This is a genomic window from Haematobacter sp. (assembly GCF_032102465.1).
Lineage (GTDB): Bacteria > Pseudomonadota > Alphaproteobacteria > Rhodobacterales > Rhodobacteraceae > Haematobacter.
The window spans coordinates 1-15,112 of record NZ_DAMDHB010000039.1 but is presented as its reverse complement, the minus strand read 5'-3'; the positions used below and the strand labels follow the sequence as shown (position 1 = coordinate 15,112).

The following is a 15,112-nucleotide window of genomic DNA, read 5'->3' as shown; positions in this document are numbered from 1 at the left end:
CTGCTCCGACTGCTCCGACTGCTCCGACTGCTCCGACTGCTCCGACTGCTCCGACATCCGTCTTCTGCCTGCAGGACAGGCGCAAGGCGGTGGGGCGCTTAAAGTTCGGGCGTCAGGCTCAGGCCGGTCAAGCAAGCCCCCCGCTCAGGGAACAACGCCGCTTTCGCCGCGTTGCGGCCAGGGTGAGCGAGGTATTCTGATCGCCGCCCGTCGCTCAGGGAGGCGCTGCATGACCCACTGGCATTGGGCTTGACCGTGGACGGAACGAGCCCCGAGGCGTCCTCCATCCGTATCCCCTTCTGGTCGGGCGGCAGTCTCCGCGCGGCGGGCGCTGCCGTCGCCGAGAGCGAAAGCCCCGACCTCTACGCCTTCCAGCCCTTCCGCATCATGGAGCGGTTGGACCAGAATCAGGCCGTCATCGCGCGGAACTACCTCTCCATCATGGCCGCCGCGCGGGATGGGGAGCTTATCACCCCCGCCGCCGAATGGTTGATCGACAACCATCATGTGGTAGAGGAAAACTTCCGCCACCTCCGCCGCGACCTCACCCCCTCCTTCTACCGCCACCTGCCACAGATCACGCTTGTCAACGGGCAGCGGGTCCCCCGTGCCTTCGCACTTGCCTGGCAATACGTGGCGATTGTGGATTCCGAGATCTCGCTCGCCGGGCTGACGGAGATGGTCGAGGGCTACCAGACCCGCCGCATCCTCACCATCGGAGAGCTCTGGGCGGTTCCGGCGCTCCTGCGCTTCGTGCTGCTCGAAAACCTCCGCCGGCAATCGGAACAGGTGGACAGCGCCCGTCGGCAGAGGCTTGCGGCCAATGCGCTCGCCGATCAGATGCTCATCCCCGCGGGCGACGGCGGCGTGGCGCTGCTTCTGGCCACGCATGTCGCGGAAGCGCGGGAGGATACCTTCGCGTCCCAGCTCGTCTATCGCTTCCGCGACGGCACGCAGATATCCCGCGAGGGCACGGCCTGGCTGGATGCCCGGCTGGCGGAACGCGGGACCACTGCCGAGCGCATGGTTGCGCTGGAACATGCACGCCAGTCGGCGAGCAACGTCTCCAGCGGCAACATCATCCGCAGCCTCAGGCTGGTGGACGACGTGGACTGGCTCACATGGTTCGAAAAGGTCAGCGCTGTTGACAGGGTGCTCCGGCAGTCTTCCGATTATGGCCGCCTCGACAAGCCGTCACGCAATGCCTACCGCGACACAGTCGAACGCGTGGCGCGTCATGGCCGGCTCGACGAGGTGGAGGTGGCGGAAAAAGCCGTGGCCCTCGCCCGGACGGACAGGCCACAGGATGCAGGCGGGTTTCATGATGCAGATGTGCCACGCGATGCAGACGGGCGGCCTGACGCGATCGGGCCTGCCACAATCGGGCCGGGCTCAACCGGATCAGATGATCGGGACACGCGCCTGACGCCGGACGCGGCGCAATCGGCTCGCCGGCCCGTGTTGAGTGAAGGATCGGCGGAAAGCCTCCGCTCTGGCGCTGAACCGGAGGGGGGCTTTCCCTCGCACCCGGAGGGGCGCCCTCCCTTGCAGGATGCCGGAGCAGGCGCGCCCCTGTCAGGCACGTCCCTGTCAGGCACGTCCCCTTCGGAGTCGGCCGGGAACGCATCGCCCCCGGATGATTCGGGGAATGATCACTCACCCATTTCGCCTGCGCAGTCCTTCGACGCGTCCCCCGCCCCGGTCAGTTCCGACGCGGCGGGTGCTCTTTCAGGCGCAGGTGATCCGAATCGCTTCGCCGCCCGTCCAACGGAACCACAGGCGCAGACAGACCCCGCAGATACCCGCACGAGTGAGGCAGGCAGTCCCGCCGACACCCCGCGCGACACGCCCCACGATACCGGGCCAGAGGTTGGGCCAGAGGTTGGGCGTGTGCTGGTGGGCGACAGGCTCGGCGAGCTGGAACATGCCTGCGGCTACCGGATGCGCTTCGGGGAGCGCTGCCTCCGCTTTGCGCGGCGGCTGGGCTGGCCGGCGATCTTCGTGCCGGTGCTGGTACTCTCCGTGATCATCACCGGACTACTGGCCCTCACGCTTCCCGCCCAGCCGATGCTGCCGCTCCCCGTCTCCGTCTTGCTCATCCTGCTGGCACTGGTTCCGGCCTCGGATGCGGCGATGGCGCTGGTGAGCCTCGTCTCCTCCCGGCTCGTGCCGCCGGCGCGGCTGCCCGCCTATGACTACACCGACGCCATCCCCCCGGAGGCGCGGACGCTGGTGGTCATCCCCTGCCTGCTGACCGATTACGACACGATCGACGACCTGCTGGGCAATCTCGAGCGGCACTATCTCGCCAATCCGCGCGGCGAGGTGTCCTTTGCATTGCTCTCCGACTGGGCCGATGCGGCGGAGGAGACGCAGCCCTCCGACGACGAACTGGTGGCCTATGCCCGAGACGGCATTGACCTCTTGGCAGAGCGCTATGCCCATGACGGGCGGCGGCGGTTCTTCCTTCTGCACCGCCGCCGCCTGTTCAATGCCGCCGAGGGCGTTTGGATGGGGTGGGAGCGCAAGCGCGGCAAGCTCAGCGAGCTGAACCAGCTTCTGGAGGGTGAGGGCGACACCACCTTCCTCGACACCGGCCCCCGCCCGCCGGACGGGGTGCGCTACGTGGTGACGCTGGATGCGGATACCCGTCTGCCGCGCGATTCCATCGCCGATCTGGTCGGCAAGATCGACAACCCGGTGAACCGGCCCCGCAACGACCCCAAAACGGGCCTTGTCACGCGCGGACACGGCATCCTGCAACCGCGTGTCACGCCCTCGCTCACATCCGGGGCGGAAAGCTCCGTTTTCCAGCGGGTGTTCTCCGCCAACCGGGGTCTTGATCCTTACGTCTTTGCCGTGTCCGACCTCTATCAGGACCTGCTGGACGAGGGGAGCTTCACCGGCAAGGGCATCTATGACGTCCGCGCCTTCGACGCCGCCATCGACAACCGCCTGCCGGAAAACGCGGTTCTGAGCCATGACCTGATCGAAGGCTCGCTGGCCCGCGCGGCGCTCGTCTCCGATGTGCAGGTGATCGAGGATTTCCCGACGCGTTACGAAGTGGATGTCTCCCGCCAGCACCGCTGGGCGCGGGGGGACTGGCAGCTTCTGCCCTTCATCCTCGACCCGACGAACGGGCTGAACGGCGTGGCGCGGCTGAAGATGGTGGACAACCTGCGCCGCACGCTGGTCCCCATCGCCTGGGTGCTGGGGTCCGCCATCGGCTGGCTGACGATGCCGTTCACCGCCGCGCTCTGGTGGCAGGTGGGGCTTGTCCTGACCTTCATCCTGGTGCCGCTTGCCAACTTCCTGATCGGGGTGGTGCCCCGGCAGCGGGGAACATCTCCCCGGAGCCATGTCCACGTGGTGTTGAGCGAGGGGCGCGGCCTTCTGGTGGAGTTCGGGCTGCGGCTCACCTTCATGGCGCATCTCGCGGTGACGATGGGCGATGCGATCGCGCGCGCCCTCTACCGCATGTTCGTCTCTCGCAAGCATCTGCTGGAATGGCGCACGGCCCAGCAGGTGCATGTGGGCGCGCGGTCCGATCTGAAGGACTACCTGCGCTACATGTGGATATCGCCGGTGATCGGGCTGGGGCTCCTTGTCGCGGTGGCGCTTGTGAACCCCGCCTGTCTGGCCGTCGCCCTGCCCTTCGCGCTGATCTGGACGCTGGCGCCGCTGGCGGCATGGGAGGTGAGCCGCCCGCTCGCCACGGAGGATCGGCTGAACATCCGTCCCGCCGACCGTGACACGCTGCGCCGGACGGCACGGCTCACCTGGCGGTATTTCGAAACCTTCGTCACCGCGGAGTCGAACTGGCTGCCCCCCGACAACTTTCAGGAAGCCCCTGCCCCGAAGATTGCCGAGCGGACCTCCCCCACCAACATCGGGCTTTATCTGCTTTCCGTCCTGACCGCGCGCGATTTCGGCTGGATCAGCTTCGAGGCCGCCGTGGGCCGCATCGAACAGTCCCTCGGCACGCTGGAGCGGATGGAGAAGTATCGGGGCCATCTCTACAACTGGTATGACACGGCGAACCTCGCCGTGCTGGAGCCGCGATATGTCTCCGCCGTGGACAGCGGCAACCTCGCCGGACATCTGGTCACGCTGTCTTCCGCGCTCCGCGAGTGGAGCCGGAACCCCTCGGTCAACATGCTGGGCAATCTGGACGGGATCGGCGACGTGCTGGCCCTGGTGCGGGAGCGCCATGCCGCCGTGCCGGATGACCGCCGCACGCTCCGCCCCCTCCGCCGCCGGATCGAGGAGCGGATCGACGGTTTCGCCCGGAGCCTCGCCAGCTATCTCGATGAGCCGCAGCTTGCCCCCGTGCGCGCGATCAACCTCGCCGTCATCGCCGAGGACATCCGCAAGCTGAGCCTCGACCTCGACCGGGAGGCGGGCCATGCGGCCACCGCGGAACTCGTCTGGTGGGCCAATGCGCTGAAAGCGACATGCGACGCGATGACGGGGGATTCGCTTGCGGGATGGGAGGAGAAGGACAGTCTGGCAGAGCGCCTCGCCGCGCTGGCGGAACGGGCGCGCGCCCTCGCCTTCGCCATGGACTTCCGCTTCCTGATGGACCCGGAGAAGCGGCTCCTCTCCATCGGCTACAGGCCGGATCTGGGGGAGCGCGACCTGTCCTGCTACGACCTGCTGGCGTCGGAGGCGCGGCTCGCCTCCTTCTTTGCCATCGCCAAGGGCGACCTGCCGGTGGAGCACTGGACCCGCCTCGGCCGGCCCGTCACCGCCTTTGAGGGGCGGGGCGTGCTGCTGTCATGGTCCGGGTCGATGTTCGAGTACCTCATGCCCCCGCTCGTGATGCAGGAGCGCGTGGGCGGTATCCTGAACCAGTCCAACGCCATGGCAGTGGCAGTGCAGATACAGCACGGCAACCGCCTGGGCATCCCATGGGGAGTGTCGGAGAGCGCCTTCAACGCCCGCGACCGGGAGATGAACTACCAGTATTACGCCTTCGGAGTGCCGGAGCTTGGCCTGAAACGCGCCCTCGGGCAGGACGTGGTCGTCGCCCCCTATGCCACGCTGCTGGCGAGCCAGTTGCGTCCCCATGCGGCGGTGGCGAACCTGCGGCGGCTGGAGAAGATGGGCGCCTTCGGCCCGCAGGGGGCCTATGATGCCGTGGACTTCACCCCCAGCCGGTTGCAGGAAGGCGCGAAATACGCGGTCGTGCGGAACTACATGGCGCATCACCACGGTATGAGCATCGTCGCGATCGGCAACTCCATCCTCGACGGCATCCACCGCACGCGCTTTCACGACGATCCGGTCATCAAGGCGGCGGAACTGCTGTTGCAGGAAAAGGCGCCGCGAGAAATCGTGCCCCTTACCCGGAGCGACGCGGCCTCCGTCCCCGCCCATGTCGCCGGGCCGGAGGCGCAGCCCCTGAACGTCGCGCCCGAGCCGGAGGACAACCGCAACGCGGTGGCCATCCTGTCCAACGGGCACCACTCGGTCATGCTCTCCACCACCGGGGCGGGCTATATGACATATGGCAGGCTCGCGGTCACGCGCTGGCGGCCGGACCCCACCTTCGACAACGGCGGCAGCTTTCTGTTCCTGCGGGATACGGCCTCGGGCCAGTGGTGGTCCGCCAGCACCAGCCCGCGCCGCGCCAGACGGGAGATCGCGGGCGCCGTCTTCTCCGACCACAAGGCGGAGTTCCACAAGGTCGCGCATGGCATCGACAGCCGGATGGAAGTCATCGTCGCGGCAGAGGCCAATGCGGAAGGGCGGCGCATCGTGCTCCGCAATCTGGGCACCGAGGCGCGGACCATAGAGATCACCTCCTATGGGGAGATCGTGCTCGACCGGGCGGAGTCGGACGCGGCGCATCCCGCCTTCTCGAAAATGTTCGTCCGCACGGAGGTCTGGGAGAACGGCCGTGTCATCACCGCGCGGCGCAACCGGCGCAACGCGGACGACAGGCAGTTGCACCTCGCCCATTTCCTGAGCGGGCCGCCGGAGGGGCGGGGCAGCGAGTTCGAGACAGACCGGCGCGCCTTCATCGGCCGCGGGCGCACGCTCGGCACGGCAGCCGCCTTCGATCCGGGCGTGGAACTCACCGGGGCGACGGGATTTACGCTGGACCCGATATTCTCCCTCCGCCGCCGCATCCGCATCCTGCCCCGCAAGGAGGCGAGCCTGATCTTCTGGACTGTCGTCACCGACACTGCGGAGGAACTGGAGCGGGCGGTGGCGCACTACAGCCGCGCCGAAACCTTCGAGCACGAGAGCCGCCTCGCCTGGACCTATTCGCAGGTGCAGCTCCGCCATCTGGACATCCCGCTGGAGGAAGCCGCGCTCTTTCGCCGGTATGCCGCGCTGCTGGTCTATCCAGACCTGTCGCTGACGGCGATGGATGCGGAGACACAGGCGGCGATGGGTCCGCAATCCGCGCTCTGGCCTGCGGGCATATCGGGCGATGTGCCGATCTTCCTGCTCCGCCTGGACAGCGAGGCGGATCTTCCCATCGTGCGGGAAGCGCTCAGGATGCATCTCTACTTCCGGGCGCGCGGGGTGCTGGCGGATCTGGTGATCCTGAACGAGCGCGCCACCTCCTATTCCGAGCAGTTGCAGGACGAGATCAACGCCCTGTCGCAGAGCTATGAGCGCCGCAGGACGGGGGAAGGCGGCAATGTGTACGTCCTGCGCCGCGACATGCTGGGCCGCGAGACGCTGGACACGCTCCTCGCCGCCGCGCGGATTTCGATACATACCCGCAATGGGCGGCTGTCCGAGCAAATCCACCGGCTCGACACCATCGCCGAGGAAACCGTTGCCCCGAAGGCTCCGCCGCCCCCCGTGCCGGTCAAAGCCCTGCCGCCCCCTGTCTTCCCCGAGGAAACGCTGCGCTTCTGGAACGGCTATGGCGGCTTTTCCGCGGACGGGCGGAGCTATATCATCCGTCTCCGCCACGGAGAGGCGACACCGCATCCCTGGATCAACGTCATCGCGCGCGGCGCATTCGGCTTCCACATCTCGGCCACCGGGGCGGGTTTCACCTGGTCGGTCAATTCCCGCGATCACCAGATCACGCCATGGTCGAACGATCCGGTCATCGACCCGCCGGGCGAGGGCTTCTTCATCCACGATGCAGAGACCGGCCGCATCGCGACACCCTTCGCGGGCCTCTCAGACGATCCGCTGGCGCTCTACGAGGTGCGGCACGGCTTCGGTCAGACCACCTTCCGCGCCTTTACCGACTGGCTGGAGGTGGAGGCCGTCCAGACGCTCCACGCGGATCAACCGGCGAAGCTCACCCGTCTCACGCTCCACAATCGGTCCGGGCGGACGTTGCGTCTCCGCATTGCGGGCTATGCGGAATGCGTTCTGGGCCAGAACCGCAGCCGGACCGCGCCGATGATCCGGCTCCGGCGGCTTGCCTCCGGCGGGCTTGCCGCGCGGAACCCCTTTGCAACGGAAGCGGCAGGGCATGCCGCCGTCTTCGCCTGCGACCGTGTCGTGACGGGGTTCCTCGGCTCTCGGACCGCGTTCTTCGGGCGGGGGGGCAACACCCGCCGTCCGGCGGCGCTGGTGGACGGTTGGCCGGGGTCCTCCCTGGAGACGGAGGGCGATCCCTGCGCCGTGCTCGTCTCGGAAGTGACCCTTCCCCCCGGCGCCAGCCGCAGCGTGACATTCGCGCTCGGCGACGGGGCGGAAGCCGATGTCGATCACCTGCCCGCCCGCGTGCTCGGGGAGGATGCCTGGCAGGCCGCGCTTGCCGCGGTGGCACGGGAATGGGGCGGGATCACGGATACCCTGCAGGTCAGCACCCCTGATCCGAAGCTCGATCTCATGATAAACGGCTGGTTGCCCTATCAGGCCATCGCCTGCCGTATCCGCGCGCGCAGCGCCTTCTATCAGGCCTCCGGCGCCTTCGGGTTCCGCGACCAGCTGCAGGATACGAGCGCCCTGCTCCTGCAGGACCCCTCCCTCGCCCGCGCGCAGATCCTGAATGCCGCCAGTCGCCAGTTCCCCGAGGGCGACGTGCAGCACTGGTGGCTGCCTGCGACGGGCGCGGGTGTCAGGACGATGATCTCCGACGATGTGGTGTGGCTGGGCCATCTGACCGAGCGCTACGTGGCGGCTACCGGCGATACCGCCTTGCTGGACCATCCGCTGCCCTGGCTAGAGGGCCGGAGGCTGGAGGAAGGGGAGCATGACGCCTTCTACACACCCGGTCACAGCGCGGAGACGGCGCCGCTCTACGAACACTGCGCCCGCGCGCTCGACCTCGCCGTGGCACGGACGGGGGCGAACGGGCTGCCGCTGATTCTGGGGGGCGACTGGAACGACGGCATGAACCGGGTGGGCGAAAAGGGACGGGGAGAGAGCGTCTGGCTTGGCTGGTTCCTTGCCGCCACGCTCGACGCTTTCGCGCCCTTCGCGCGGGCGCGGGGCGAGGCGGAGCGCGCTGACCGCTGGCAGGCGCATCGGGAGCGGCTGGCGCAGGCGCTGGAAACGGCGGGATGGGACGGGGGGTGGTATCGCCGTGGCTATTATGACGACGGCGCCCCGCTCGGAAGCCGGGAAAGCGACGCCTGCCGCATCGATTCCATCGCGCAGAGCTGGGCCGCCATCTCCGGCATCGCCCCGGACGAGCACGCAACCATCGCGGTGGATGCGGCCCTGTCGCATCTGGTGGATACCGAGGCGGGCCTCATTCGCCTGTTCCAGCCGCCCTTCGTCGGCGGCGCGGATGGCGAGGGCCGCGATCCCGGCTATATTCAGGGCTACCCCCCCGGCGTGCGGGAAAACGGGGGACAATACACCCATGCCGCGGCGTGGATGGTCTATGCGCTGGCGCGAATGGGCCGGGGTGCGGATGCGCATGGTCTTTTCGACATGATCAACCCCGTCTCCCATGCGGAGAACCGTTCGGAGGCGGATCGCTACAGGGTGGAGCCTTATGTCGTGGCGGCGGATGTCTATGGCATCGGCGACAAGCGCGGGCGCGGGGGCTGGACGTGGTATACCGGCTCGGCAGGCTGGCTCTACCGCGCTGCCGTGGAAGGGATCCTCGGCATCACGCTGGCCGATGGAAACCTGCGCGTGGAGCCGAACATCCCGCCCGAATGGCCGGGCTACAAGGCCGACATCCGGCTTCCCGACGGCTGCCGCTACCACGTCGCGGTGTCCAGGCGGGACGGCTCCCATACTGTCGAGGTGACCCGGCAAAGCGCGGACGCCCCCGACGGATCGGCAGCGCCCGTTCCCCGTGATGCGGCAGAGACGGACAGCCGCTAGACGCCCCACCGGCAAGACAGGGCAGCCCCGACAGCCGGGCCCGCTTTCCCGGGAGATGAAGGAGCGTCCGGGAATGCTATATTCCCGCCCAGCAACAGGAAAGGAACGCGATGACCACCATCCTCGGACTGTCCGGCAGCCTCCGCCGCGCCTCGTTCAACGCATCGGTGCTCCGCGCCGCCTCCGGGCTGATGCCGGAGGGAGCGGCCCTGCAGATGGGCAGCATCGCCGAGGTGCCGCTCTACAATGCCGATGACGAGGCCGCGTCGGGTATCCCGGAGCCGGTAGCCCGCCTGAAGGATGCGCTGACGCAGGCTGACGGGTTGCTGGTCGTGACGCCGGAATACAACAATTCGCTGCCCGGCGTGTTCAAGAACGCGATCGACTGGATGACCCGGCCCGCCGATGACATCGCGCAGGTGTGGGGCGGCAAGCCCGTCGCGGTCATCGGCGCCTCTCCGGGCGGCTTCGGCACCATCCTTGCCCAGAACGCCTGGCTTCCTGTGTTCCGCACGCTTGGCACGCGGCCATGGTTCGGGGGGCGGATGATGGTGTCACGCGCCCATACGCTGATGGACGCAGATCACGAACTGGAGAACGAGGAAACGCGGAAGCAGCTTGCGAGCTTCCTCGCCGGCTTCGTGGATTTCGTGCGGGAGGGCGTCTGACCGCTCAGAGGTATTCCTCCAGCCATGCCTTGACTACGAGCGCATCCGCAGGGGTCAGGGCATGTCCCGCCTCCACCACCTCCTCCGTCACCTCCACGCCCGCCGCCCGCAGCGCTTCCGCGACAAGGGGAGAGGGCGGAGCAACCTCGTCCATCGCCCCCGAGACGATCAGCGCCGCTCCGCTCGCCTCCGGCACGGGCGGTGCGGACAGCACGGCCACGGGGCGGAGCAGCACCGCCCGCTGCACCGCGCGCGGCTCCAGCAGCATCGCCGCCCAGATCATGTTCGCACCGTTGGAATACCCCAGAAAGCCGGTGCGCGCCTCATCCAGCCCATAGCCCCGGATCGCGGTCGCGATGGTGGCGGAAAGCGCCTCTGCCTCCGAGCGGATGTCCTCCTCGTCGAAACGCCCCTCTCCCAGCCGACGGAACCAGCGAAGCGTCCCCTCCTCCGTCGAACGGCCGCGCAGACCAATGAGAGTGGCATGCGGCGCCACGCGGCGGGCGAACGGCATCAGGTCCGCTTCGCTTCCGCCCGTGCCGTGCAGCAGGAACAGCGCGCTGCCATCCGGCTCCTCCGGCTCGTTCAGGCGGTGGACAAAGGGCAGGTCGCGCCGGGGGAAGCGGGGCGCGTCCGGCAATGCGAACTGCGGCAGCATCACGCGAAGATCGTTGGCCCGCTCCGCATCGGAAGGCGGGATCATCACGGCGGTTCCCAGCGTTTCCTCCGGCTCGTCCACAAGAAAACCGGGGCCGTCGGTCGCGTATTCGATCAGTGTTCCGGCAGGTTCGCGGGCATAAAGAGAAACGAAATACTTCCGGTCGTGCAGGTTGGTTTCCGTGGCGTTCAGACGGGCGAGCTCCGCCTCCATACTGCGGATCGCGGGCACATCGGGCGCGCGGAAGGCCACGTGATCGGCGATCCCCGTTCCCGGCACACCCGGCCAGAAGCCGGTGGCGTCACGGATGTCGATGGCGTCGGTATCGGACAGCAGGCGCCGCACCGTCCCCTCCTCCGCCACCGGGCGATAGCCGAACCGCGCGATGAAGGCCGCCGTCTGCTCGGGCGCCTCGCTGAACAGGGTCGCGGAGCGCAGGCGGGTGATCGCCAGCGCTTCCGGCACGGTCTCGGTCCATGGTGCGGTCGCGGCCAGATCGCTGCCCACCAGTTTCACCACCACGCCGTCGGGATCCTTCAGCCGCAGGACCGGCTCTCCGAATTCCCTGCGGGGATGTTCGTGCGGGATCCCCCGCTCCAGCGCGCGGCCCAGCCAGTCGCCAAGCGCGGCGCGGGGCACGGCAAAGGCGATCTCCGCCACCTGACCGTGACCGACCCGGCCCGGCGCGCCATCCTCCCACACGAGAAAGGTCACCAGTGACCCGGGCGAGCCTGTCCGGTCGCCGTAGAACAGGTGGAGCTGTTCGGCATCCTCGAATCCGCCCGTGCGCTTCACCAGCCGGAGACCGAGAAATCCCGCGTAGAAATCCACGTTCGCCTGAACGCGGCGTGTGACCAGAGTGATGTGATGGATGCCCGTAACCATGCCGCTCCCTTTTCGTTGCCCTTTCCGCATATGCGCCGGGCGGGGAGCGGGGCAAGGTCAGTCGGCAAGACGCGGGATGGCCGGGTCCGCTTCCGCAGGCTCCGCGCCGCGGGACAGCCCCGCGAAATCGAAGAGCGCCGGGTCCAGCAGATGCGAGGGGCGGGCGTTCATCAGGGCGCGGAACATCACCTGCCGCCGGCCCGGCGAACGCGCCTCCCACCCGTCGAGGATCTGCTTCACCTGCTGGCGCTGCAACCCGTCCTGCGACCCGCAGAGGTCGCAGGGGATGATGGGGTAGTTCATCGCGCGGGCGAATTTCTCGCAATCCGCCTCCGCCACGAAGGACAGGGGGCGATAGACGAACAGGTCGCCATCCTCGTTCAGCAGCTTCGGCGGCATGGTGGCCAGCCGCCCGCCGTGAAAGAGGTTCATGAAGAACGTCTCCAGGATGTCGTCCCGGTGATGTCCCAGAACGACCGCCGAACATCCTTCCTCCCGCGCGACGCGGTAGAGGTTGCCGCGCCGGAGGCGGGAGCAGAGTGCGCACATCGTCCGGCCCTGCGGCACCTTGTCCATCACGATGGAATAGGTATCGGCATATTCGATCCGGTGCGGCACGCCCATGCGCGACAGAAACTCCGGCAGCACCGTCGCGGGAAATCCGGGCTGGCCCTGATCGAGGTTGCAGGCGAGCAGATCGACAGGCAACAGGCCGCGCCATTGCAGCTCGTGCAGGATCGCGAGCATCGTATAGCTGTCCTTGCCCCCCGACAGACAGACGAGCCAGCGCGCGCCGCGCTCGATCATGCCATAGGCGTCGATCGCCTCGCGCACCTCGCGTACGAGACGTTTGCGGAGCTTGCGGAACTCCGTGCTCTGCGGGGCGCCGTGGAACAGCGGATGGATGTCGTCGGCCTCGTCCAGCATCAGCGGTCCCTTCTTGCGGGCGGCACGGGATCATAACCCGACCCGCCCCACGGGTGACAACGAAGAAGGCGGCGGAGCGTCAGCCAGCCGCCGCGCAGCCCGCCATGCCGCTCCAGCGCCTCCAGCGCATAGGCGGAACAGGTCGGCTGAAACCGGCAGGACTGGCCCAGCCACGGCGAAATCAGCAGCCGGTAGGCCCGGACCGGCAGTGCCACCACATGCGCGAGCGGCGTCACTTTGGCCGCCTTTCCCGCCTCTCCGGTCGCGGCCCTTCGCGGTGGACAGAGGCGCGATGGACAGAGGCGATGGCCGCGTCGAGATCGGACAGCAGATCGGCAAAGGGTCGATCCGTCGTCACGCCCGGCCGCCCGACCAGCACGTAATCCCATCCCTCGCGTCCGATCAGCGGCAGCCGCTCGCGCGCGAGGGCGCGGAGCCGCCGTTTGGCGCGGTTGCGGGCGACGGCATTGCCGACCTTCTTGGAGCAGGTGAACCCGACGCGGATCCCCTCCCCCGGCTCCCCCTCCGCCCGGCGGCGGGCCTGAAGCAGGAAACCGGAGGTCGCCTGACGGCGGGCCTGCGCCGCGCGCAGGAAATCCGCGCGAAGCTTCAGAATACTGAACCCGGTGTGCTGGCGGGTGTGCTGGCCAAGAGGTTCCTGCGTCCGCCCGCCGGTAGCCTGGTCCACAGCAGCTTGGTCCACAGACGAAACCGCCGCCGTCCCCCCATCAGGTTCGGCGACAAGGCCGTCCTGACCGGGTTCCGGCGGCGTCATGTCTCTGACCTCAGGGTCGTCCCGGCTTACGCCGAGAGGACCTTCCGGCCACGGGCGCGGCGCGCGTTGAGGACGCGCTGGCCCCCTTTGGTCGCCATGCGGGCGCGGAACCCGTGCCGGCGCTTGCGGACCAGGTTGCTCGGCTGGAAAGTACGTTTGCTCATCGCGGCACTCCGTTCGTCGTCTGTCATGCGACCCAAACCCGCAAAACGCGCGGATTCGAAGGCCGGGGTTGTTCGAAGCCAGCCCAATAGGCGGAAAGCGGCAGGAAGTCAATCCGGGCGTCGCTCTCTCCCGCCGAGAGATGCCGCAAGGTCGCTTTCCGCTTTATCCTGTCGCGCAGCTGTGAAAAAACCGGGAAAAATCCCCGGCGGCGTCGGGCTGCGACCGGGGGCAGGCGCTTCGCATGGTGTTGAACTCCCTCTCCGGCCGATTCCTCCTCGTCACGACGCTGTTCGTGCTGCTGGCCGAGGTGCTGATCCTCGTCCCCTCCATCGCGCGTTATCGGGTGGATTATCTGCATCTCCGGCTGGAGCGGGCGCAGATCGCCGCGCTCTCTGTTCTGGCCAGCGACGATGTGCTGGACGAATCGCTGGAAAAGGAACTGCTGGCCACCGCGGGAGTGATGAACGTGGTCCTCCGCCGGGACGAGGTGCGCCAGCTCGTTCTGTCCTCCCCCATCACCCAGCCGATCTACGGCACCTATGACCTGCGGGAGGCAGGCCCCTTCCAGCTCATCCGCGACTCGCTCTCCGTTCTGCTGGAGCGGGACAACCGCATCATCCGCGTGATCGGCAATCCGGTGCACGACGCGGGCCTGCTGATCGAGGTGACGACGGAAACGGAGCCGATGCGCAAGGCGATGGTGGACTACGGGCTGCGCATCCTCCTGCTCTCCGCCGTGTTCTCCGTGGTGACGGCGGTGTTGTTGTTCGCGGCGGTGAGCCGGCTGCTGCTACGCCCGATCCGCCACCTGATCCAGCATGTCACCGCCTATGCGGAGGCGCCGGAGGATGCGCGGCTCATCATCGAGCCGTCCAGTCGGGGCGTGCGGGAAATCCGTGAGGCGGAAGTGGCCCTCCGCTCCATGCAGACGCAGCTGACCCAGGCGCTGCGCCAGAAGGACCGGCTTGCCCAGCTCGGCGGAGCGGTGGCCCGGATCAGCCATGACCTGCGCAACATCCTGACCGCCGCGCAGCTCTTCGCCGACCGCATGGAAAGCTCCGAAGACCCTGCCGTGCAGCGGGCAGCGCCAAAGCTCGTGGGCTCCCTCTCCCGCGCGATCAACCTGTGTGAAAGCACGCTGGCCTTCGGCCGGGCAGAGGAGCCGCCGCCCAGCCTTACCCGATTCCCGCTGATCCGCACGGTGTCCGAGATTCTCGAAAGCGAGACGATGGCGGATGAGGCGGCTGGCGGCCAGATCACCTTCCTGAACGACGTACCGCCCACATTGTGGCTGCGCGCCGACCCCGAGCAGCTTCACCGCGTGCTGTCCAACCTCATCCGCAACGCCCGGCAGGCGATCGAGGCCACCGGCCAGCCCGGTGTCATCGAGGTCAGCGCCGGGGAGGATGAGGTCGAGTGGTTCATCCGCGTGGGGGACACCGGCCCCGGCCTGCCGCAGAAGGCACGGGAGTTCCTGTTCACCCCATTTCAGGGCGGTGCGCGAAAGGGCGGCTTCGGTCTTGGGCTCGCCATCTCCGCTGAACTGGTCCGCGGCCACGGCGGGCGGCTGGAACTTGTCCGCAGCGACGAGGAAGGCACCGAGTTCATCATCCGCCTGCCCCGCGGCAGCGTGCAAGTCGAAACCGCGGCGCAATAACTTCTTCACTTTCTCCCTTGCATCCCCCCGCACAGGGCGGTACATGCCCCCCACAGCGCACCCGTAGCTCAGCTGGATAGAGCACCAGACTACGAATCTGGGGGTCAGGA

8 protein-coding genes are annotated in these 15,112 nt (G+C 68.0%); 3 read left to right on the top strand and 5 right to left on the bottom strand.

Annotated features, from left to right (window positions below; all coding sequences use genetic code 11):
* The first annotated feature begins 255 nt into the window (after positions 1-255).
* Entirely contained in the window at positions 256-9,267 is a 9,012-nt protein-coding gene (locus tag RT513_RS17615) for a GH36-type glycosyl hydrolase domain-containing protein (RefSeq protein WP_290689956.1), read from the top strand.
* Positions 9,268-9,377: 110 nt separating this feature from the next.
* A complete protein-coding gene (locus RT513_RS17610; RefSeq protein WP_290689958.1) occupies positions 9,378-9,935 on the top strand; it encodes an NADPH-dependent FMN reductase in 558 nt (185 codons plus the stop codon).
* Positions 9,936-9,939: 4 nt separating this feature from the next.
* Here RT513_RS17610 and RT513_RS17605 read toward each other — a convergent pair whose 3' ends face one another.
* Genes RT513_RS17605 through rpmH form a run of 5 tightly spaced genes read right to left on the bottom strand, consistent with a single transcriptional unit; the run spans position 9,940 to position 13,344 of the window.
* Positions 9,940-11,478 (bottom strand): VOC family protein, encoded by a 1,539-nt coding sequence (locus RT513_RS17605; protein ID WP_290689959.1) that lies wholly within the window; start codon positions 11,476-11,478, stop codon positions 9,940-9,942.
* Positions 11,479-11,535: 57 nt separating this feature from the next.
* Positions 11,536-12,405, bottom strand: a complete 870-nt coding sequence (ttcA, locus tag RT513_RS17600) for a tRNA 2-thiocytidine(32) synthetase TtcA (RefSeq protein WP_088215826.1) — start codon at positions 12,403-12,405, stop codon at positions 11,536-11,538.
* Positions 12,405-12,641, bottom strand: a complete 237-nt coding sequence (yidD, locus tag RT513_RS17595) for a membrane protein insertion efficiency factor YidD (protein ID WP_035707821.1) — start codon at positions 12,639-12,641, stop codon at positions 12,405-12,407. Before yidD ends, ttcA begins: the two co-directional genes overlap by 1 nt.
* A complete protein-coding gene (gene rnpA, locus RT513_RS17590) occupies positions 12,638-13,180 on the bottom strand; it encodes a ribonuclease P protein component (RefSeq protein ID WP_290689961.1) in 543 nt (180 codons plus the stop codon). The genes yidD and rnpA overlap by 4 nt, the downstream gene beginning before the upstream one ends.
* A 26-nt stretch (positions 13,181-13,206) precedes the next feature.
* Entirely contained in the window at positions 13,207-13,344 is a 138-nt protein-coding gene (rpmH, locus tag RT513_RS17585; protein WP_035707816.1) for a 50S ribosomal protein L34, read from the bottom strand.
* Positions 13,345-13,586: 242 nt separating this feature from the next.
* Here rpmH and RT513_RS17580 point away from each other — a divergent pair, with 242 nt between their 5' ends.
* Positions 13,587-15,002, top strand: a complete 1,416-nt coding sequence (locus RT513_RS17580) for a sensor histidine kinase (protein ID WP_088215824.1) — start codon at positions 13,587-13,589, stop codon at positions 15,000-15,002.
* Positions 15,003-15,112 lie beyond the last annotated feature (110 nt).